Annotated in this window: 20 protein-coding genes; 13 read left to right on the plus strand and 7 right to left on the minus strand. The window is 63.9% G+C overall.

The features are described from left to right. Positions 1-3: 3 nt before the first annotated feature. Both CKW40_RS23165 and CKW40_RS23170 read right to left on the minus strand, forming a co-directional pair. A complete protein-coding gene (locus tag CKW40_RS23165) occupies positions 4-876 on the minus strand; it encodes a 50S ribosomal protein L11 methyltransferase (protein WP_095202177.1) in 873 nt (290 codons plus the stop codon). A gap of 10 nt (positions 877-886) precedes the next feature. Next, positions 887-1,465 carry an SCO family protein gene (locus CKW40_RS23170; protein WP_095202294.1) on the minus strand — a complete coding sequence of 193 codons (579 nt, stop codon included), beginning with the start codon at positions 1,463-1,465 and terminating at the stop codon, positions 887-889. Positions 1,466-1,654: 189 nt separating this feature from the next. Here CKW40_RS23170 and CKW40_RS23175 point away from each other — a divergent pair, with 189 nt between their 5' ends. From CKW40_RS23175 to CKW40_RS23185, 3 genes are all read left to right on the plus strand, one after another. Next, positions 1,655-2,173, plus strand: coding sequence for a CreA family protein (locus CKW40_RS23175; protein WP_095202178.1), 519 nt, complete (start codon positions 1,655-1,657; stop codon positions 2,171-2,173). Between the two features lie 85 nt (positions 2,174-2,258). Continuing rightward, positions 2,259-2,900 (plus strand): transferase hexapeptide repeat family protein, encoded by a 642-nt coding sequence (locus CKW40_RS23180; protein WP_095202179.1) that lies wholly within the window; start codon positions 2,259-2,261, stop codon positions 2,898-2,900. A gap of 397 nt (positions 2,901-3,297) precedes the next feature. Continuing rightward, a complete protein-coding gene (locus CKW40_RS23185; RefSeq protein ID WP_095202180.1) occupies positions 3,298-3,723 on the plus strand; it encodes a low affinity iron permease family protein in 426 nt (141 codons plus the stop codon). A gap of 118 nt (positions 3,724-3,841) precedes the next feature. Here the strand turns inward: CKW40_RS23185 and CKW40_RS23190 are convergent, their stop codons facing one another. Then, entirely contained in the window at positions 3,842-4,708 is an 867-nt protein-coding gene (locus CKW40_RS23190) for an SDR family NAD(P)-dependent oxidoreductase (protein WP_095202181.1), read from the minus strand. 136 nt (positions 4,709-4,844) lie between these two features. Between CKW40_RS23190 and CKW40_RS23195 the strand changes: the two genes are divergently transcribed. Beyond that, positions 4,845-5,126 (plus strand): hypothetical protein, encoded by a 282-nt coding sequence (locus CKW40_RS23195; protein WP_023668298.1) that lies wholly within the window; start codon positions 4,845-4,847, stop codon positions 5,124-5,126. Between the two features lie 2 nt (positions 5,127-5,128). Here the strand turns inward: CKW40_RS23195 and CKW40_RS23200 are convergent, their stop codons facing one another. Then, complete coding sequence (locus CKW40_RS23200) at positions 5,129-5,704, minus strand: TMEM175 family protein (RefSeq protein WP_095202182.1); 576 nt, start codon at positions 5,702-5,704, stop codon at positions 5,129-5,131. Between the two features lie 153 nt (positions 5,705-5,857). Here CKW40_RS23200 and CKW40_RS23205 point away from each other — a divergent pair, with 153 nt between their 5' ends. Beyond that, positions 5,858-7,066: an MFS transporter gene (locus CKW40_RS23205; RefSeq protein ID WP_244571257.1), complete on the plus strand. Its 1,209-nt coding sequence runs from the start codon at positions 5,858-5,860 to the stop codon at positions 7,064-7,066. A gap of 43 nt (positions 7,067-7,109) precedes the next feature. On the opposite strand, the gene CKW40_RS23210 is transcribed toward CKW40_RS23205, so the two are convergent. Then, positions 7,110-8,582, minus strand: coding sequence for an MATE family efflux transporter (locus CKW40_RS23210; protein ID WP_095202295.1), 1,473 nt, complete (start codon positions 8,580-8,582; stop codon positions 7,110-7,112). A gap of 210 nt (positions 8,583-8,792) precedes the next feature. On the opposite strand from CKW40_RS23210, the gene CKW40_RS23215 reads away from it, so the two are divergent. Further along, positions 8,793-9,587 carry a L,D-transpeptidase gene (locus CKW40_RS23215; protein WP_095202184.1) on the plus strand — a complete coding sequence of 265 codons (795 nt, stop codon included), beginning with the start codon at positions 8,793-8,795 and terminating at the stop codon, positions 9,585-9,587. Between the two features lie 70 nt (positions 9,588-9,657). Here CKW40_RS23215 and CKW40_RS23220 read toward each other — a convergent pair whose 3' ends face one another. Then, complete coding sequence (locus tag CKW40_RS23220) at positions 9,658-11,127, minus strand: esterase-like activity of phytase family protein (protein ID WP_095202185.1); 1,470 nt, start codon at positions 11,125-11,127, stop codon at positions 9,658-9,660. Between the two features lie 306 nt (positions 11,128-11,433). Between CKW40_RS23220 and CKW40_RS23225 the strand changes: the two genes are divergently transcribed. From CKW40_RS23225 to CKW40_RS23240, 4 genes are all read left to right on the plus strand, one after another. Further along, positions 11,434-13,845 carry a GcvT family protein gene (locus tag CKW40_RS23225; RefSeq protein ID WP_095202186.1) on the plus strand — a complete coding sequence of 804 codons (2,412 nt, stop codon included), beginning with the start codon at positions 11,434-11,436 and terminating at the stop codon, positions 13,843-13,845. 12 nt (positions 13,846-13,857) lie between these two features. Further along, the gene (locus CKW40_RS23230; RefSeq protein ID WP_095202187.1) at positions 13,858-15,411 is read left to right on the plus strand and encodes a trimethylamine methyltransferase family protein; all 1,554 of its coding nucleotides are present in this window, start codon (positions 13,858-13,860) and stop codon (positions 15,409-15,411) included. Between the two features lie 98 nt (positions 15,412-15,509). Next, positions 15,510-16,265, plus strand: coding sequence for a bestrophin-like domain (locus CKW40_RS23235; RefSeq protein WP_179298076.1), 756 nt, complete (start codon positions 15,510-15,512; stop codon positions 16,263-16,265). A 54-nt stretch (positions 16,266-16,319) separates the two neighbouring features. Further along, positions 16,320-16,634 (plus strand): ferritin family protein, encoded by a 315-nt coding sequence (locus tag CKW40_RS23240; protein ID WP_044548017.1) that lies wholly within the window; start codon positions 16,320-16,322, stop codon positions 16,632-16,634. A gap of 18 nt (positions 16,635-16,652) precedes the next feature. Here CKW40_RS23240 and CKW40_RS23245 read toward each other — a convergent pair whose 3' ends face one another. Next, positions 16,653-17,678, minus strand: a complete 1,026-nt coding sequence (locus tag CKW40_RS23245) for a LacI family DNA-binding transcriptional regulator (protein WP_095202188.1) — start codon at positions 17,676-17,678, stop codon at positions 16,653-16,655. Positions 17,679-17,873: 195 nt separating this feature from the next. On the opposite strand from CKW40_RS23245, the gene CKW40_RS23250 reads away from it, so the two are divergent. From CKW40_RS23250 to CKW40_RS23260, 3 genes are all read left to right on the plus strand, one after another. Beyond that, a complete protein-coding gene (locus tag CKW40_RS23250; protein ID WP_095202189.1) occupies positions 17,874-18,905 on the plus strand; it encodes a Gfo/Idh/MocA family protein in 1,032 nt (343 codons plus the stop codon). After that, positions 18,905-19,810, plus strand: coding sequence for a sugar phosphate isomerase/epimerase family protein (locus tag CKW40_RS23255; RefSeq protein ID WP_198421160.1), 906 nt, complete (start codon positions 18,905-18,907; stop codon positions 19,808-19,810). Before CKW40_RS23250 ends, CKW40_RS23255 begins: the two co-directional genes overlap by 1 nt. A gap of 114 nt (positions 19,811-19,924) precedes the next feature. Beyond that, positions 19,925-20,932: a substrate-binding domain-containing protein gene (locus CKW40_RS23260; RefSeq protein WP_095202191.1), complete on the plus strand. Its 1,008-nt coding sequence runs from the start codon at positions 19,925-19,927 to the stop codon at positions 20,930-20,932. The last annotated feature ends 60 nt before the right edge of the window (positions 20,933-20,992 follow it).

Here is a 20,992-nt window from a genome sequence, read left to right on the forward strand (position 1 = left end):
GCCTCAATGCTTGAGATGGATCGTCACCCAGCCTTCGCGGTGCAGCGTGCGCACGTGCCGGAAATTCTGGCCGACATAGGCCGAGATGACGGCGTCGCGCTGGCGATCGAGAATGCCTGACAGCACGATCGAGCCGCCAAGCGCGATGTGCCTGGCCATTTGCGGCGCGAGCCGCATCAGCGGCCGCGCCAATATGTTGGCGACGATCAGATCGAAGGGCGCGCGCTTGCCGAAGATCGGGTGGTGAAAGCCCGGCGCTGCCACCGTTTCGATGAGTGCCTTGACGTGGTTGAGCCGCGCATTGGCGGCGGCGACCTTCACCGCCACCGGGTCGATATCGGTGGCCAACACCGGAATATGCGCCAGCTTGGCGACGGCGATGGCCAGCACGGCGCTGCCGGTGCCGAGGTCGAGCGCATTGCGCGGGTGCTCGCGCCGCACCACTTTCTCCAGCATTTCCAGGCAGCCTGATGTGGTGCCGTGATGGCCGGTGCCGAAGGCAAGACCGGCCTCGATTTCGATGGCGAGTTCGCCGCTGTGGCGCTTCCTGCGGTCATGCGCGCCATGGACGAAGAAACGGCCGGCGCGCACCGGCTTCAACCCTTCCAGCGAGCGCGCCACCCAGTCGATGTCGGGCAGTATCTCGCGCTCGACCAGCTTCGACAGAGCGAGGCCGGCGAGAATATCCTTGACCCGCGCCTCGACCGCATCGACGTCGCCATCGGCGTAGAGCGAGACCTCGTGGATGTCCTGGTCCTCGTCGACCTCGAGCACGGCGATCGGCAGGCCCTCATCCTCGAAGGCCAGCTCAAGCGCCGCGAAGACGCGCTCGGCCTCGATCTTGCCGGTGGTGAAATGGAGCCGCGTCTGGGTCATCGAATCTGTATCAGCCTTTGCCCGCGAGGCGCTTCAGCTTCTCCACGGCGGTGCTGGCGCTTTCGCCATAGGCGATCGTGCCGGCAAAGTCGCCCTTGGAGTTGAGCAGCAACACCGAGGCTGTGTGGTCCATCGTGTAGTCGCCATCGCCGGTGTCGACCTTCTTCCAGTAGATGCCGAACGACTTGGCCATGGCATGGACCTTGTCCGGGTCGCCCGTGATGCCGGTGATGCGGTCGGAGAAATTGCTGACATAGGCGTTCATCACCGCCGGCGTGTCACGCTCCGGGTCGACCGAGACGAAATAGGCATGCAGGGTCTTGCCGTCGTCGCCGAGCGTCTTCAGCCAGCCGGAGAGTTCGAACAGCGTGGTCGGGCAAACTTCGGGGCAGTGGGTGAAGCCGAAGAAGACGACGCTGGGCTGACCGCGGAAGGCGGCTTCGGTGATCGGCGCGCCCTTCTGGTCGACCAGGGTGAAGGGGGCGCCGAACGGTTCGCCGCCATAATGACCGCGATACCAGTCGAAGGTCAGCCAGCCGATGCCGGCCGCCATCAGGACGAGTATGCCGACCAGGATAGAACGCATCATCATCAAAAGTCCGTCTGCAGAAATCATCGCGCCGGCTCGATGCCGCGCCGGTGCGACAGTCTTAGCGGTTCGGCCCTGCGCAGGCAAAGTGCCGCGTTGCCGCAACCGCTGTTGTGTTGACGCTTCTGCTTGCAAAGCCGCACAACGCGTCCCACCTGATACCGGCAACTCGAACCGCAGGAGGCTCCTTTGCTCGAACTGGTTGGGCGCGAACGGATTGGGCTAAAACTGATCGGCGGCGCGTTGGCCGCCTGCGTTGCGCTTGGCGCCAGCAGCGCTGTCGCCGAGGAAGTCGGCAAGGTCGGCGTCGACTGGGTCGGCAACGACATCATCGTCGAAGCGATCAAGGACCCGAAGGTGGATGGCGTGACCTGCCATGTCTCCTATTTCGACCGCAGCCTCATCGACCGCCTGCACAAGGGCAACTGGTTCGAGGATCCCAGCGATTCGTCGATCTCCTGCCGCCAGACCGGCCCGATCACCATCGGCGACATCGACATGAGCGAGGGCGGCGAGGAGGTGTTCAAGCAAGGCATCAGCCTGATCTGGAAGAAGCAGGTGGTGAACCGCATCTACGACAAGACCAACGAGACGCTGATCTATCTCTCGCATTCGCGCCAGGTGCAGAACGGCTCGGCCAAGATGTCGGTCACGACAGTGCCGCTCTATGGCCAGAACGTGGTGTGGAGCAAAGGCAAGCCGAAGTAGGTGGGTGGGCGTCTTTTGTGCTGATTGGTCCCACGGACAATCGCTCCTGCCTTGCAGGAGCAATTGCTCTGAAGTAAAGCGCCGCATGGACCGTTCCGAAAACCTCGTCCTGAAAGATCCCGAGCCGCGCATCCATCCGACCGCGGAGCTGAAGGCGTGCAGGCTCGGCCGCTATGCTTCGATCGGCGAGCGCGTGGTATTGCGCGAGGTGAGCGTCGGCGACTTCTCCTATTTCGAGCGCCATTCGGAAGCCATCTACACAACCATTGGCAAATTCTGCTCGATCGCCGCCAACAGCCGCATCAATGCGCTGGAACATCCAATCGAGCGGCTGACCCAGCACAAGGTCAGCTATCGGCCGAACGAATATTTCCGCTGGCTGGGTGTCGATGCGGCGTTCCGCGAGCGGCGGCAGGCGAAAGCCGTGAGCATCGGCCATGACGTCTGGGTCGGCCACGGAGCGGTGGTCATGCCCGGCGTCACCATCGGCAACGGCGCGGTCATCGGCGCCAATGCGGTGGTGACGCAGGATGTGCCGTCCTACATGATCGTCGCCGGCGTGCCGGCAAAGCCGCTCCGGCCGCGCTTTGCCCCTGATATAGCGGCGCGGATCGAAGCGCTCGCCTGGTGGGACTGGCCGGTCGAGAAACTCGCGAGGGCGGTTCCCGACATCCAGGCCATGGCGATCGAGGCCTTCCTCGATCGTTGGGAAAACGACGTCCTTTAAGCTTCCGAACGGTTTGGGCCAAGCCGTCACGGCTGCCAAGGATTTCAGCAGGCCAAGGCCCACGCTGCGAAGCAAGCTGCGGGAGAGTGGAGCGACCATCTGTCTGGGTGCTGGCCCTTGCTTTCGGGGAACCATGCTCCGCGCTCTGCGGACTGAAACCCCTTCCGCCATGCGGGGGTGGCGCAGCGGAAGGGGTTGGAGGTATACCGCTGTGAGGCGGATGGAACAGGCTCTCTTGCCTGCACGGTTACTGTGACATTGAACCGATAAGGTGTGTTTTTCGCTATATGCGCGCTTTGCGTGTATCCAATTGCGCCTGACGTATTTGTCGCCCGTGGGAACCCGAAACGGTCGCCGGTTGTTTCTCATCGCGGCAGCCATTGAGGGATCTCGACAGATGGAAAAGCTTTTTACCAGGATCGCCAATCGGGTCGCCCACATAGCCGGCATGCCGCTGACCTTTGCCGGCTGTTGTCTGATCATCGTCGTCTGGGCGGTGAGTGGGCCGTTCTTCGGTTTCTCGGACACCTGGCAATTGGTGATCAACACCGGCACGACCGTCATCACTTTCCTGATGGTGTTCCTGATCCAGAACACCCAGAATCGCGACGGCGCGGCAATCCAGGCCAAGCTCGATGAGCTGATCCGGGTCAGCGAGGGGCACAACCGTTTCATCGGCATCGAGCACCTGACCGAAACCGAGGTCGAGGAAATCCGCGACAGGTGCGAGCGGGCGGCGCGACGGCATGACGAGAAGATCGCCACCATGGCCGCAAAGAAGGCCGTGGGTCAAAAACGAGCTCCGAAAAAGCACGCGGCTTGAGGGCTTGAAGATCAATGCATGTCGCCCAAAAGTGACCTCGGTTTTGGGGTGAACGACATGCATAAAAAGAACCAGCTAAAGCGCGTCGCGTGAATGCGTTTCTTCTGCACGACGCGCTTTAGCCTTTGATGAAGGCCGCGAAAGCATCCTTGTGATCGGGGTGCCAGCGCGACAAAGCAGGGCGGTTTTCGATGATGTCGCCGATCGCCCAGGCCATGCGTTTCTCGTCCAGCGGCCGCGCCACATCATTGTCGGGGCACAGGATGTAGAAGTCGCCCCTGACCAGGGATTCCAGCATGAAATCAACGACCTGCTCGCCGGTCCAGGCGCCGGCTGGTTTTTCCGTCGCGCCTTCGGTGAGGCCGGTATAGGTGAAGCCGGGAATCAGCAGATGCGCCGACAGGCGGGCGCCAGGCTCGTTGCGCAGCGCATGCGCCAGGCCTTCGGTGAATGTCTTCACGCCGGCCTTGGAGACATTGTAGGCGAGGTTGCCGGGCGGTGTGGTAATGCCTTGCTTGGAGCCGGTGTTGACGATCAGGCCCGGCCTGGCCGACGCCAGCATGCGCGGCGCGAAAGCTTCGACACCATGCACGACACCCCAGAAATTGATGTCGAGCAGCCGTTTCCAGGCATCACGGTTTTCCCAGGGCTTTCCGGGATTGTCGCCGACCCCGGCATTGTTCATCAGCAGCGAGACCTCGCCGAAGGCGCCGAATGCCCGGTCGGCGAGACGATCGACCTCATCCGCCTTCGAAACATCAGCGGCAACGGCAAGCACGGCGCCGTCGCCGGCAATGGCCGAGACGGCGCGGGAGGCATCGTCAAGGCGCGCGCCGCCAATATCGGCGAGAACGATCTTCATGCCCATCAGCGCAAGCCGCTTGGCGGCGGCCAGACCGATGCCGCTGGCGGCGCCGGTGATGACGGCGGTGTTGCCCGGGCCAAAAGCGGGCAGGGCGGTCTGGATTTCGGCGTCGGTGATCATGAGCAACGGGATCCTTTTCTCGATGGCGCCGAACTTAGCGCTGGAACCGGCTAGCGCAAGCCTGCGTCAGCACGTGTTCGGGTTGACCAGTCGGGCCGCAACTGCGCATGTTGCCCCCACAAGTGGAGATTTTCGATTGACGGACTGGGTCGCAATTCTGAAGGAACAGACCGCCACCGGCGACCAGATGGGGCGCGAGGTGCCGCAGATGCTGGCCAACCCCGATATCAGCGAAGCCCAGGTGAAGACACTGTTCTCGGCGCTGGAAAAACAGGCCGAATTCGTCGAGAAACTGCGCATGGCGCTGGAGAAATTCGGCCATGATTTCTCGATCATCAAGGCAGCCGAACGGCTGGAGGAGCGCTACGCCGACCTGGCCGCGTCGGTAGCGGAAAAGCTGAAGGCGATGCGTAAATAGAACTACTTTTCGAGGACGCGCGAAAAACGTGTGTCCGGCACAAGCCACACCAGGGCGACGGCAACATAGAGGCCCACACTGATCCACCGGTTGAGGAAGGCAAGCGCAACGGCCGCGATATAGACGGCGAGCGAAATCCTCCCCTTGCGGTCATTGCCGATTGCCTTGGCGAAGGCGGTGTCCCGACCATGCAGCCTTTGCAGCGCCAGGACCAGGATGGCATAGCCGGCCGCACACATTGCAAGGTCGAAACCGTAGATCGCGACCGGCACCGTAGCGAAATGGTTCTCGCCCATGAAAGCAGTCGTCACCGGCATCAGGGACAGCCAGAACAACAGATGCAGGTTTGCCCAAAGGACCCGGCCGTCGACGCGCTGCACGGTGTGGAACATGTTGTGCAGATTGTTCCAGTAGATGCCGACATTGATGAACGACAGCACGTAGCACAGGAAGATCGGCAATTGCGGCACCAGGGCTGAAAAGTCCTCGCCCTCCGGCACCTTCAGGTCCAGCACCATGATGGTGATGATGATGGCCACCACGCCATCGGTGAATGCCTCGACCCTGCCTTTGCCCATGGATTCTCCCCTTACCAATCCGGTCGAAGGTAAGAGAGGATTTCGCCCAGCGCCATGGGCGAACTTCAAACTTGTCAGGAGTGAATTCAGGCGAGGAACGCACGCCCTGCAAAGGCGTTGGTGATGAGATCTCCCGACAATCAAGATGTCGAAATGACCGCTCACAGCATCGTCCTGACACGTAACAATGAATTTGGCGGCGCTGCGGCAAGGGCGGTCGTTGCTGCCATGATCGCCGTCCTGTTTGCCGGCAGCACGGCATTGACCCCGCTCTACATCATCTACAAGCAGGCGTTCGGTTTCTCCCAGATCACGCTGACCTTGATCTACGCCGTGTATGTGATCGGCAATCTTGCGGCGCTTTTAATCTTCGGCGGCTTGTCGGATGTAATCGGCCGCCGGCCGGCTGCCTTGGCGGCGATGGGCGTGGCGGTCGTCAGTACGTTGCTTTTCCTGTTCGCCGAAAATGTTGCGTGGCTCGACGCCGCACGGATCCTGATGGGCCTGGCGATCGGTGTCGGTACGGGAACCGGCACGGCATGGCTGACCGAACTGATCGCGACCAGCGACAAATCGCGTGCTGCCACGATTGCCACCAGCACCAATTTCCTAGGTCTCGGACTTGGCGCGCTGGGAGCGGGCCTGCTGGCCGAATATGCGCCATGGCCGCTCAGGCTGACCTTCGTTGTCAATCTGGCTGTGCTTGTCCTTGTCGCCCTATTGATCCTGCGCACGCGCGAGACCGTTTCACGACCAGGGAAACTGGCTGATATTTCGATGCGGCCCAAGCTTTCTGTGCCTGGCAACCTTCGAGCCCGCTTCGTGGCGCCTGCGGTGACCGGCTTCGGAGCCATGGCACTGGTCGGTTTTTATGCAGCACTTGCGCCGAGCATCCTGGCCCAGCAGCTCAAGGTGACCAACCATGCCGCAGCTGGCGCGGTGTTCTTCGAACTGACAATCGTGGCCGCCGTGACCATTTTGGCGACGACGCGGCTCTCGAGCCGTGTCACCATGCTTACGGCGTTGGTCTTGATCATCCCCACCGTTGGATTGATTGTAGCGGCACAATTCTTCGGCTCTATGGCCATCATGATCATCGCCACGGCCTGCTGCGGCGTGGCGTCGGCGCTTGGCTATCGCGGCGGTTTGCAAGTGGTCAACCAGATTGCGCCTGCCGACAGGCGCGCCGAAGTGGTGTCGGCCTTTTTCATCTGCTGCTTTTGCGGCAACGCGCTGCCGGTCATCGGTATCGGCATTCTATCGAATTGGACCACCGCGACGACGGCTAGTCTGGCCTTTGCCTGCATGATCACGGTCTTTTCCCTGGTGGCTCTCGCTTTCGGCGCGAAGCATGCGCGATAGATCGCCGACAGTTCGGCGTCGCCAGCGTCAATGAAGTGAACTTTCAACCGTTCGGCGTTTCAGGCGCCATGTTGGCGCGCCCACGTGGCACGCCGAGCCCGGTGTCCGGCGGCTCGCCGGCGGCCGGCCTGTTCTCGATCATGTGCAAGCTGCGCCAGCCGCCGAAACGATAATAGGCCGCTGCCAGCACCAGCGAGGTGATCGAGCCGGCCGGGAAACTCCACCACAACGCTTCCTCGCCGATCACGCCGCGCATGAAATAGGCAAAGCCGGTGCGCACGATGAGCACCGAAATCACCAGGATGATCAGCGGCGGCATCACCGCACCCGTGGCGCGCACGGTGGCGAACAGCACGATGGTGATGCCGAACAGGATGAACGACCAGGACGCGACCGTGTTGATGTGGGCGGCGATGTCGATCGCCGCGCTGTCGCTGCTCAGGAACAGGCCGAGGATCGAGCGGTCGAAGAGCCACAGCAGCGCGACGAGCGCGCCGGTCAGGACCAGGTTGAAGCCGACGCCGGAGGCGGCGACGCGACCGATCCGGTCCCAGCGCCCGGCGCCGACATTCTGCGCCGCCATCGAGGAGACAGCCGCACCGATAGCGAGCGCCGGCATCTGGATGTAGGTCCACAGCTGCGCGGCGATGCCGTAAGCGGCGGCGACCTGCGACCCGTAGGAATTGACGATGCCCATCACCGTCAGGGCAGCGGCGGAGACGACGATCATCTGCAGCCCCATCGGCACGCCCTTGAAGACGATGATCCGCAGCAATGCCGGATCGGGGCGCAGCAAAGCGAGGTTGGCACCGGCCAGCCGCAACGGATGCTTGCGCGCATAGAGCACGACAAGGATGGCGATGACGCTCACCGTCTGGCCGATCAGCGTCGCGGTGGCGGAGCCGGCGATGCCAAGTTCAGGGAAGGGGCCGATGCCGCGGATCAGCAGCGGGTTGAGCACGATGTCGAGGACGACCGCCAGCGCCATGAAGATGAAGGGCGTGCGTGAATCGCCCGCACCGCGCAGCACGGTCATGACGAAGGACAGAAGGTTCATCATCGGCACGGCGACGAAGATGATGCGCAGATAGGAATGCGCCAGCGGCAAGGCGTCTGGCGGTGTGCCAAGGGTGTTGAGGATAGCGTCGACCCAGATCCAGCCGCAGACGGCGAAGACCACTGAGACCAGGAAGAAGAAGGTGGCGCTGGTGCCGACGATGCGGCGCGCTTCGGGCAGGTCACGGGCGCCGACCGACTGCGCCACCAGGATGGTCGCCGCCATGCCGATGCCGAACACGGTGCCCAGGATCAGGAACAGGACGAGGTTGGCGTTGGAGGTCGCGGTCAGCGCCGATTCACCGAGAAAGCGGCCGACCCAGACGGCATTGATCGACCCGTTGAGCGACTGCAGCACATTCGAACCCAGCACCGGCAAGGCAAACAGCAGCAGCGTGCGCGGGATCGGGCCGCTGGTCAGGTCGCCGGTACGCCGACGCGCGGGCATTTTTTCGTCCATGGCTGGCAACTCGGCAAAGGTGATCTGGATCCGTTCCACCATCATTGCCGATTCAACGGGGCAGGTCGATGCGGCGTTGGAAAGGTTGGCGGCGGTCTGCCGGCGCACCTTGATCTAATCATGTTCTCAAAGCCCCCGGAATGGGATATTGGTCCTTGGGGGCGTGGGGCCCGCATTCTTTGTCAGATCCTGTGAATTGCTGGGGGATTCATGTCCGATAGTCCGCTGTTTTCCGAGCGCCTGAACCGGCGCGCCTTTCTCGGTGCATCCGCCTTGGGCGCGGCCTCTGTGGCCCTTTCGGCGTGCACCACGAGCGAGGTGGTGACGCCGCCGCCACCGGTGGCCGCGGCGCCACCCGACACGGCGTTCGGTGATACCGCAACCATGTACGCGGCGCGTACCGACGAGGGCTATCAACTGCCGGCGATCCCGGTGGCCAAGCTCGATCCGAAATTCGTGCGCCAGATCGTGGCCGACCCGACCGGAGAAAAGCCCGGCACCATCGTCGTCGATGTCTCCGAGCATTTCCTCTATCTGGTGCGCGACGGCGGCAAGGCCATCCGCTACGGCGTCAGCTTAGGGAAGGCCGGCTTCGGCTGGACCGGCAGCGCCGTTATCCAGGCGCGGAAGAAGTGGCCGGTGTGGACGCCGCCGCCCGAAATGATCAAGCGCCGGCCAGAGTTGGCGAAATTCAAGGACGGCATGCCGCCCGGCCCGCAGAGCCCGCTCGGCGCCCGCGCGCTCTATCTCTTCCGCGACGGCAAGGACACGATGTACCGGCTGCACGGCACGCCGGAGTGGGATTCCATCGGCAAGAACGCATCGTCGGGCTGCGTGCGCTTCATGAACCAGGACATCATCGACCTCTACAGCCGCGTCAACGGTCCCGCACCGGTCTTCGTGCGTCCCAATCTGTCGGCTGCCGGCAAGATCATGGCCGTGTCGAGCAGGACGGCCGAGCCGATCGATGCGGGCGTGCCGAAGGACGCTGAGTTCTTGAAATAGGCGTCCTCATGGTCGGCCGTTTGAGGTCGTTGAGGCGGACGCGCCGGGCGCGCCCGCCTTTTGTATGCGACTACTTCTTGGCAAGGCCGGGAAGCGTGACCTGATAGACCAGGAACATGGTGTCGACATTGGCGCCGCCATCGGCCTTGTAGGGCGCGCCGACCTGGAAGCCGTCCTGGGCAAGGAAGTCGTTGTCGTTGGCGACGAACAGGAAATAGTCGTCGGGCAGCTTCGGATCGAGCACGCTCGCCAGCGACATCGCCTCCCATTTCTCGGACAGGTTGTTGTGGTCGTTCGGCGCGCCATTGTGCAGACCGAAGCGATTGAGCTGCGCATTGTCGTTGATGTCGATGAACGGCGTCAGCTTGGCCGGCGTCACCGAGGGATCGAGCACGCCCTTGGGGGCAACCGGCTTGTCGGCGGCGTCGAAGCTGCCGCCGGCAATATCGGTCGCGGCCGAAACGTCGACGACGAAGATCTGGCGCAGAAGCGAGGTGTCGCCCTTCACCCCCTGGCCGTTGCCGCTGTCGCGCGCCAGCATCAGGAAGGACGTGTCCGACAGTGCCACGATCTCGCTTTGCGCGGCGATCTTGGTCTTGCCCTTGGCGTCCTTGAACACCGGCAGCGGCACGACATGTTCATGCGCCAGCTTGAGATGGGCAAGGTCGGAGGCGTCATAGACCAGCGCCCTGGTGTTCTGCCGGGTCGAACCGGAATCGCCGCCATCCTGCCTTGTCGCCGACTGCAGCACGGCGATCAGGAACTTGCCGTCCGGCGTCATCGCCATGCCTTCCAGGCCCTGGTTGTTCTGGCGGCCGGTATCGGGATCCTTCGGGTCGGGCTCGGCAGCACCAGGGCCGGGATTGTCCGAGGAGAAATTCGGCTTGCCCTTGCGCATCGGCACCAGCGCCGCCGGCGGCTGGGTCGCTGACAGCAGTCGGCCTTGCGCCGAGAAGCGGTAGATGTTGGGGCCATATTCGTCGGAGATGAACATCGAGCCGTCGGGCAGCCGCACGATCGCCTCGTTGTCTAGGGCGAGCTTGCCATTGGTGGCGACGGGCAGCATCGGCATGTCGCCGGCCGCGGCGCGCACATCCGACAGCGGATCGAGACCGGTGGCGTCGGCGCCCTTGTCGTCGGTCAGCAGCATTGTGTCGGCCAGCGTCGCCTTGACTTCGGTCTGCTCTTGGCCCGCGGCGCCCAGTGCCGCCGGAGTGAACTCGATGCCGATCGTGTTGAGGCGTGGCCGGTAATCGGTGGTGCCGGCGACATTGTAGCCGCGATCCGGCAGCAGCCAGAGCGACCCCTTGTAGCTGCCCGCATCATGCGTCCAACTGGCGGTGTCGATCGCCATGCCGGAACCCGAGCCGAACGTCTCGCCGAACTTGTCGCGCTGAGCGGCCGGGATGCGGCCGACACCAACCAGGCCCTTGTTGACGAGGCCGCCGACGGTCGCGGTGCTGTCGGCGAGCGCCGGCGTCAAGGCGGTGAACAGGGCTAGCGCGACGCCGAGCGAGGCGGTTCGGTGCAGGTGTTTCATGGACAATCCTCTTTCTGACAAAGCGTGCCGGAGCGGCCGAAGAACGAAAAAAGCTGAAAGAGGCGGTACATCGATGATGCCGCGCGCCCCCAAAGCGGTCTACGGCGCGAACATGATGCTTGCGTGACAGCGTGGCATGCCTGCTCACCGGCCTGTTTCGCGCGCCGACAAAAACGAGCGCCCACACCAACGAATTGATCCCCTCGCAAGGGTGTTGGTTTGGCCAGGCGAGGTGTGTTTTGCACCACTAGACACTTATGTCCAGTGCGTATATGGTGCCGCTTCTGACAGACCGGGAGGGAAGCCTTGAAGCCGCATTATCGCGCAGTGGTTATCGGGGGTGGGGTGGTCGGCGCCTCGGTGCTCTACCATTTGACGCGGTTCGGCTGGTCTGACGTGGCGCTGATCGAGCGCGCCGAACTGACCGCCGGTTCGACCTGGCATGCGGCGGCCGGATTTCATGCGCTCAATGCGGATCCCAACGTCGCGGCGCTGCAGGATTACACCATCAACCTCTATCGCGAGATCGAGGCCGAGTCCGGCCAGGATATCGGCCTGCACATGACCGGTGGCGTCAACATCGCCAGCGATCCCCAGCGCTGGGAGTGGCTGAAATCGGCCTGGGCAGTGTTCCAGTCGGTTGGCATCGAAACCGCCCGGCTGGTGACGCCTGACGAAATCAAGGAAATCTGCCCGATCGTCGACGTCACAGGCGTGCTCGGCGGCCTCCACGATTCCAACGAGGGCCATCTCGATCCCTACGGCACCACGCATGCTTATGCCGGCGCTGCGAAGAAGCGCGGCGCCGACATCATCCTGCGCAACCGCGTCGTCGAACTGAAAGCGCGTGCCGACGGCAGCTGGGATGTCGTCACCGAACAGGGCACCATCGTGGCCGAGCATGTCGTCAATGCCGGCGGCTTGTGGGCAAAGCAGCTCGGCCGCATGGCCGGCGTCGACCTGCCGGTGACGCCGATGGAGCACCATTATTTCGTCACCGAAGACATTCCGGAGATCGCCGCACTCGACCGTGAGATCGGCATCGCCGTCGACCTCGACGGCTTTTCCTACCTGCGCCAGGAGCGCAAGGGCGTGCTGCTCGGCGTCTACGAGCAGAACCCGAAGCACTGGAACATGGATGGCGCGCCATGGGACTATGGCATCGAGCTGATCCCGGAAGACATCGACCGCATCAGCCCGGAACTCGCCAAGGCGCATGAGCGCTTCCCCTGCCTGGCCACGGCCGGCATCCGCAAATGGGTCAACGGCGCCTTCACCTTTACCCCCGACGGCAACCCGATCGTCGGACCGGTGCGCGGCCTGAAAAATTACTGGGTCGCCTGCGGCGTCATGGCCGGCTTCAGCCAGGGCGGGGGCGTCGGCAAATCATTGGCCGAATGGATGATTTACGGTGAGCCGCAGGCCGACATCTTCGGCATGGACATTGCCCGCTACGGCGCCTTTGCGGCCAACCGCGAATATCTCAAGCAGACGACGCGCCAGTTCTACTCGCGCCGTTTCGTCATGACCTTTCCCAATGAGCGGCTGCCTGCGGGCCGGCCCTTGAAGCGCCCCGGCGCCTATGACGGCATGAGTGCGGCCGGCTGCGAATGGACGGCGTCTTGGGGGCTGGAAATCCCGGCCTATTTCGCGCCGATGGGGTTTCGCGAGAACACCACGCTCAAGCGTTCCAACGCCTTCGACATCGTCGGCGACGAGGCGTTGCAGGTGCGGCGGGCCGCCGGCCTCGTCGATATCTCGGCCTATTCGCGCTATGCGGTGTCGGGGCCTGGAGCCCAGGCATGGCTTGACCGGCTGCTTGCCTGCAGGCTGCCGAAAGCCGGACAGGCGCGGCTGGCGCCGATGCTCGGGCCGGACGGGCGGCTGAAGGGCGACCTCACCGTGATCAATTGGGGCAGCGGCGACTATTGGCTGATGGGTTCCTACTATCTCAGGGAATTCCATATGCGCTGGTTCGAAAGCCAGGCGGCGGAAGGGGTTGCCGTCACTGACATTTCCGACGCGATGAGCGGCTTCCTGCTGACCGGGCCGAATGCGCGCAAAATCCTGGAACGCACAACGCATCAGGATGTCTCGGGCGCGGCACTGCCGTTCATGGCCTGCGGCGCGTTCGATATCGGCATGGTGCAAGCGCGGGTTGCCCGCCTCTCGATCGCCGGCGAGCTGGGCTTCGAGATCAGTTGCCCGGCAACCATGCATGCCACATTGCGCGACACCCTGCTCGCGGCAGGCGAGGATCTTGGTCTCGCCGAGATCGGCTATTACGCGCTCAATGCGCTCAGGCTGGAGAAAAGCTTCGGCATCTGGTCGCGCGAATTCACGCAGGGCTACACGCCTGGCCAGACAGGCCTCGACCGCTTCATCGCCTTCGACAAGGGCGATTTCGTCGGCCGCGAGGCGGCGCTGAAGCAGCGCAACGCCGGTAGCGCACAACGGATCGTGACGCTGGAGATCGATGCGCATGATGCCGACGCCAGCGGCTTCGAGCCGGTCTGGCATCATGGCCGGCGCGTCGGCTTCGTCACTTCGGGCGGCTTTGGCTACACGATCGGCAAGAGCGTCGCGCTGGCGTTGGTCGACGACGATTTTGCCGAGGAGGGGACGGCGCTTTCGGTGCACATTGTCGGCGTCGAGCGGCCGGCGCGGGTCATCGCGACTTCGCCCTACGATCCCTCTGGCAAGGCGATGCGGCAATGAGGAGGATTTTCGATGGTCGATGACGCAGCACGAGACAGCAGGCGCGAACGTCGGCGCGGACGCACGGGCGAGGCCGGCAGCGAGCGCAGCCGCCGGCCCAATTACCGGTCACTGAAGAACCCGTTCCTGCCGCAGCCGATCTTTTCGGACGACCAGGTCGCCGCGATCCACGGCACGGCGCTGCGCGTGCTGGAGGAACTCGGCATCAAGGTGCTTTTGCCGCAGGCGCGCGAATATTTCGCCAGCGCCGGCGCGGTGGTCGATGCAGACACCGACATGGTGCGCATCGGCCGCGACATGGTGGTGGCGGCACTGGCCTCGGCGCCGAAGTCGATCCGTGCGCAAGCCGGCGACCGTTCCCGCGACCTGACCTTGGAACTCGGGTCGATGACTTTCCTGGCCGGATGCGGAGCGCCGAACGTCACCGATCTCGAACGTGGCCGGCGGCCGGGCACGCTGGCCGATTTCGAGGATCTGCTGCGGCTGGTGCAGCATTTCGACGTGCTGCATATGCTTGGACCCTGCATTGAGCCGCAGGATGTCGACAACCGCTTTCGCCACTATGCCGTCAACCGCGCGCAACTGACGCTGTCCGACAAGTTTCCCTTCATCTTCGCGCGCGGCACGCCGCAGGTCGAAGACGGTTTCGAGATGATCCGGCTGGCGCGCGGCCTGTCGCAGGACGAATTCCTGGCGAACGCGCATTGCTACACCGTCATCAACACCAACTCGCCGCGCCAGCTCGACATTCCGATGGCGCAAGGCATCATCGATTTCGCCAGGGCTGGCCAGGTCTCCGTCATCACGCCGTTCTGCCTGGCGGGTGCGATGGCGCCGATCACGGTCGCCGGCGCGCTGGCGCTGCAGCATGCCGAGGCGTTGGCGGGCCTGACGCTGGCGCAGATCGTGCGGCCCGGGGCGCCGGTCGTCTACGGCTCCTTCTCCTCCAATGTCGACATGAAATCCGGAGCGCCGGCCTTCGGCACGCCGGAGCATGTCAAGGCGACGCTGGGCGCCGGTCAGCTGGCGCGCTTTACCGGACTGCCCTGGCGGTCCGGCGGCGGCAGCGCGGCCAACATCTCGGATGCGCAGGCGGCGCATGAAACGCAGTTTGCGCTGTGGGGCTCGGTGCTGGCCGGGGCGACGATGTGCATCCACGCCGCCGGCTGGCTGGAAGGCGGCTTGAGCGTCTCCTTCGAGAAGATGATCACCGATATCGAGGCGCTGCAGACGGTCGCCGAACTCTGCGCCGCGACACCCGGTGACGACGATTCCATCGGCTTCGAGGCGATCGCCGAAGTGCAGCCGGGCGGCCATTTCTTCTCGGCCGGCCACACCATGGCGCGCTACCGCACCGCCTTCTACGAACCGCTGGTCGCCGACTGGTCGAACTTCGGCAACTGGACGCAAAGCGGATCGAAGACGGCGAGCGAACGCGCCACCGGCATCTGGCGGCGCGCCGTTGCCGATTTCGAGCCGCCGGCATCGGCTGCCGCGACCGCCGGCGCGCTCGACGCGTTCATCGCGCGGCGCACCGAAGAGGGCGGAGCGGCACCAGTGTCGTGAGACAAGGGGCGGGAAGCGGCTGACGCCGTCGCAGCTTTCGCTGTGTGATCGGTGCCTTGCCATTGGCAAGCGGTGCACGCCATGCAGAAATGCGCTTCATGCGCGAAGCCTTGATCGCAGTGGTGATTTTCCTGTGCCTGGCGGCCGCCCCGCTGGTCAGCATGGCGATCTGGCCGAGGCTGCCTGCCAGACATCGCGACGACGATACGAACAATGTCGTGCGGCTCGCCGCCAATCTGTTCGGCGTCATGACCTCGCTGGTGCTCGGCCTGATGATCAACTCGGCCAAGAACACCTTCGAATCGATCGATCACAATGTGCACGCCTATGCGACTGAGCTGATCCTTCTCGACCGCACATTGCGCCAATATGGCCCTGAAGCCGACGCGGTGCGCGAACCGCTGGTCGCCTATGTGCAGCGTGTGGCGGTCGGCTTGCTGCAAACCAACGAAACTCCGGTCGTGTCCAATCAGCTGTCCGAACATCTGTTGACGGAGATCGGCACAAGGTTGAACGCTCTGGCGCCGCCTGACGCAACGCATGGCTCGCTGTTGCAGGATGCCCGTCAGCGCCTGCAGAAAGTGCTGGAAATGCGTTGGGTGCTGATCGAGCAGTCTGAGGGCGCCATCCCCGGGCCGCTGATTGCCATGCTGGTTGCCTGGCTGGGGCTGATCTTCGCCAGTTTCGGATTCAGGGCGCCGAGAAATGCGATCACGCTCGCAACCTTCGTGGTTTCCGCCGCACTGATCGCCGGGGCGATCTACCTGATCCTGGATATGGATGTGCCATTCTCAGGCCCGATCCAGATTTCGCCGGCGCCGCTGGAGCGGGCGCTGGCGGAATTGCAGCGATGAGGCGGAACCGGCGTCGTTCCCAGGCATTCATGCGAATGAACCACGGAGGACGACATGGGTTTCGACCAGTATCACGAACCGCCGGAAGAACTGTCGCAAAAGGTGCGGACCTTTGCCCGCATGATCACCTCGCTGATCGAAGAGGCGGAAGCGATCGGCTGGTACGAACAGCGCATTTCGGTGGAGAAGGATCCGCAGGCGCGGGCCATCATGCAGAACGCGCAAGGCGAGGAGTTCAAGCATTTCGGCATGGACCTGGAATTCCTGCTGCGCCAGAAGAAAGACTGGCGCGCGGAACTGAAGGAAATCCTGTTCACCACAGGCGACATCGTCAAGGCTGGCGAGCGGGGCGAGAAGAAAGTGGATTGAGCGCCTTCACGGGCTCCATCAATCACTCTCGCGCGCGATCAGCTCCAGTGGCCAGACTTCGCGGATGATGCGCGGGCCTTCGGGACCGGCAAAGGCGGGCAGCGAGGCCAGCAGCATTTCGGCGAGCCGTCGGCCCATCGGCTCCAGCGCCGGGCGGAAGGCAGTCAGCGCCGGCGAGAAATAGCGGCAGAGCGGCGTGTCGACGATGACGGTCACCGCGATGTCGTGTCCGGGCCGGATGCCCATCTCGGCCAGCGCCTTGCAGCCGCCGAGCGCCATGGCGTCGTTGTTGAAGATGATGGCCGTCGGCCGGTTTTTCGTCAGCATCACGCGTGGCGTCACCTGGTAGCCGCCGGCCTCGTTGATGAAGCCGTCGGCGATCAGCGCCGGATCGACCTCGATGCCGTGCCGCTTCAGCGCTTTGCGGTAGCCGTCGAGAAACAGGTAGCCAAAGTTGAGATTGAGGGAAGGGCGGATGGCGGCGATGCGGCGATGGCCGCGCGCCACCAGCCGGTCGACCGCATCGGCGCCCGCCTTTTCGAAATCGAGGTCGAGCGAGGGATAGGCCTTGCCGCCGGTGCGGCTGCGGCCGAGCGTGGCGAAGGGGAAGCCGACCTCTGTGAGATAATCGATGCGCTCGTCCTCGCGCCTTGTCCAGGCCAGCAGCACGGCATCGGCGCGGCGCGTTTCGACGACGCGGCGCAGGCGCTCCTGCTGGTAGTCGCCCGGCGCGCCCATCACCACGGTCAGGTCGAGCCCGCTTTCGGCGAGGCGGCCCTGCAATCCGATCAGGAACGGAATGAAGAACGGTTCGCCATATTGCTGGTCGCCCGGATGCGGCTGCAGCATGAAGGCGATGGAATGGGTGGCGCCTTGCCTGAGACTGCGGCCGGACTGGTTGGGTGAATAATTCAGCTGCTTGGCCGCATCGAGCACGCGCTGGCGGGTGTCGGCATTGACGTCGGCGCGGCCGTTCAGCGCCCGCGACACGGTGCCGATCGAAATGTTCAGATGACGCGCAAGGTCGTGGATGCTGGACGCCAAAGACTTCTCTCCCCCGTCTTGGCTAGCACCGGCTGCCGCTCAGGCCAAGGCTTCGGAAACGTTTTTACTCGCAGCCGATTGACATTCTACGCCATCGGGTGTGTTCTCGTAAACGTTTACGGAAAAACGTTTACGGTGATGCCGTGAATGCCGTGACGATCGGTCTGGAGGGACCGAGCGGAGGAGGAACGCCGGATGATGAATGTCGTCCTCGTCGGCTGTGGTGCGATGAGCAGGCACTGGCTCGATGCCGCGAGGCAGATCGACGGGCTCGCCATTGTCGGCCTTGTCGACCTCGACGCCGAACGGGCGAAGGCGAGGGCGCACGAATACGACCTCACCGGCATAGTCATCGGCACCAGCCTCGACGCGGTGCTCGACCAGACCAGGCCCGACGCGGTGTTCGATGTCGTGGTTCCCGCCGCCCGGCGCGACGTGGCCTTCGCTGCCTTTGCCCACAATTGCCATCTCTTGACCGAAAAGCCGCTGGCCGACAGCCCGGAGAATGCCCGTGCCATTATCGAGGCGGCACGTCGGGCAGGGCGCATTCATGCCGTCGTCCAAAACCGGCGCTACGTCGCCAATGTCAGGCGCATCCGCCGCTTCCTCGACTCCGGCGCCATCGGGGCAGCCACCAGCATCCATGCCGACTTCTTCGTCGCACCGCATTTTGGCGGCTTTCGCGAGGAGATGGCGCATGTGCTGCTGCTCGACATGGCGATCCACACTTTCGACGCCGCCCGCTACATGGCTGCAGGCGAGCCGGCCAGCGTCTATTGCCAGGAATGGGAGCCGGCCAATTCATGGTACCGGCAGGGATCGTCGGCCAGCGCCGTAATCGATTTCGGCGGCGGCAAGGTTTTTACCTATGCCGGCTCCTGGTGCGCCGACGGTTTTCGCACCAGTTGGGAAGCCAGCTGGCGCATCGTTGCCGAGCGCGGCAGCCTGCTCTGGGACGGCCACGATGCGTTGAGGGCCGAGATCGTGGTGCCGGGCCGCGATGGGATTTTCGACAAGACCCAGCCGATCGAGGTGCCGCCGCTCGACCCTGCCGATCGTGTCGGCGGCCATCTCGGCATCATCCAGGATTTCATGCGCGCGGTCGAAACCGGCACCGAGCCGGAAACGCATGGCGCCGACAACATCAAAAGCCTGGCCATGGTTTTCGGCGCCATCGAAAGCGCCGAGACCGGCCGGCGTGTGGCGATTGCTAGGGAAGGACTGTGATGCCAAACCCGCTTCTCGACATCCGGATCGGCACCATGGTGCGGGCCAATCTCGACGACCCGGCAGCCTATATCAAGCAGATCCTGCCGCTCGGTTTCGAAAGCATCCAGCCCTTCTTCTGGCAGACCTTGGGCGGCAAGGACCTTCCACGCCTTGCCGGCCAGATACGCGAGGCGATCGGCGATGCCGATGTCATCGTTTCTTCCCTAGGCGTGTTCGGCAATCCGCTGGAGAGCGGCGAGGTCGATCGCGGCGTGCTCGCGGCCTGGGAAACGGCTATCGACAACGCGCATCTGTTCGGCACTTCGATGGTCAGCGGCTTCACCGGGCGCCTGCGCGGCAAGAAGCTGACCGACAGCCTGCCGCGCTTCCGCGAAGTGTGGGGTCCGCTGGCAAAACGCGCCGCCGACAAGGGCGTGCGCATCGCCTTCGAGAATTGCGCCATGGACGGCAACTGGGCCGCTGGCGACTGGAACATCGCCCACAATCCGGATGCCTGGGAGCTGATGTTCAACGAATTGCCTGATGAGAACCTTGGGTTGGAATGGGAACCCTGCCATCAGCTCGTCTATCTGATCGACCCGGTGCCGCAAATCCGCAAATGGGCGCCGCGCATCTTCCATGTCCATGGCAAGGACGCCACCGTGCGCTGGGATGTCATCCGCGAGCACGGCGTGTTCGGCCGGCTGCCCTTCGTGCAGATGCGCACGCCGGGCTTTGGCGACAGCGACTGGACGCGGGTGATCAGTGAGTTGCGGCTGGCCGGATACAAGGGCGCCATCGACATCGAGGGCTGGCACGACCCGGTCTATCGCGGCGATCTCGAAATCACGGGGCAGGCGCGGGCGCTGGACTATCTCAAGCAATGCCGGGGAGGCGCCAGCTACCTGCCAAATCCGACGTGAGGCCAAATTCGACGTGAAGATCGGCCGGCGGGAGGAGCCGGCCCGAAAATGCCAATGCCAGTAAATCGTCAAAAGCCCCTCGGCTGCCGAGGGAAACAATGGGAGGACAAGTGCATGAGCATCGCGATCAGAACGACATTTCTGCGCACGGCCGTCATGGCTGCGACCACGGCGCTCTGCGCCGCCGTCTCGACCTTGCCGGCACGGGCGCTCGACGCCCAATGGTGCAAGGATGTCCACATCCGCTTCTTCGTCGGCGGCGCCGAGGGCGACGCTTTCGGCACCATCGTCTATAATGGCGCCAAGCAGGCGGCGGCCGATCTCGGGCCGAAGGTCGACTACATCTTCTCGGGCTGGGACGTCGAGAAAATGGTGCAGCAATTGCGCGAGGCGGTCGCGGTCAAGCCCGGCGGCATCGCCATGATGGGCCACCCAGGCGACGACGCGATCATGCCGCTGGCCGAACAGGCGCATAAGGACGGCATCAAGATGATGTACCAGAACGTGCCGGTGCCCAAGGTGACGGCGGCGTTCGGCGGCGGCTATGTCGGCGCCCAGCAGGAGCAGCAGGGCCGCGCGCTCGGTGCCGAGGCGTTCAAGCTGGCCGGGCTGAAATCCGGTGACAAGGCGATCATGATCGGCCCCTTCGACAATGAGAGCCGGGGCGCACGCGAGCGTGGCACGGTCGCCGCATTGAAAGAGGCCGGCGTCGATGTCGTTCAAATCAATTCTGTACCCGAGTGGGCAGCCGATCCGAATCTCGCCATCCCGGTGATCACCGCGGCGTTGCTCAACAATCCCAACGTCAAGGCGGTCGGCTATCCCGGCGGGCAGATGCTCGGCAATGTGCCGACCTACATGCAGGCCGCGGGAAGGAAGCCCGGCGATATCTTCAATTTCGGCTTCGATACCAGCCCGCAGATCGTCGAGGGTTTCAAGGGCGGCTGGGTGCAGCTGACGGCTGACCAGCAGCCATTCATGCAGGGCTATCTGCCGATCCTCAGCCTCTGCCAGCAAGTGGTGCTGGGCCTGGCGCCGATGAATGTCGACACCGGCGCCGGCTTCGTCACGCCGCAGAACTATGAGATCGTCTCAGAGCTCGCCAAGCAGGCGCTGCGCTGACCTCCCAAGGCTGCCGGCCGGGCCAATCCCGGCCGGCAGGACCGCCGGCGAACAGGCCGG

The sequence above is a fragment of the Mesorhizobium carmichaelinearum genome, from assembly GCF_900199455.1.
Classification (GTDB): Bacteria; Pseudomonadota; Alphaproteobacteria; order Rhizobiales; family Rhizobiaceae; genus Mesorhizobium; species Mesorhizobium carmichaelinearum.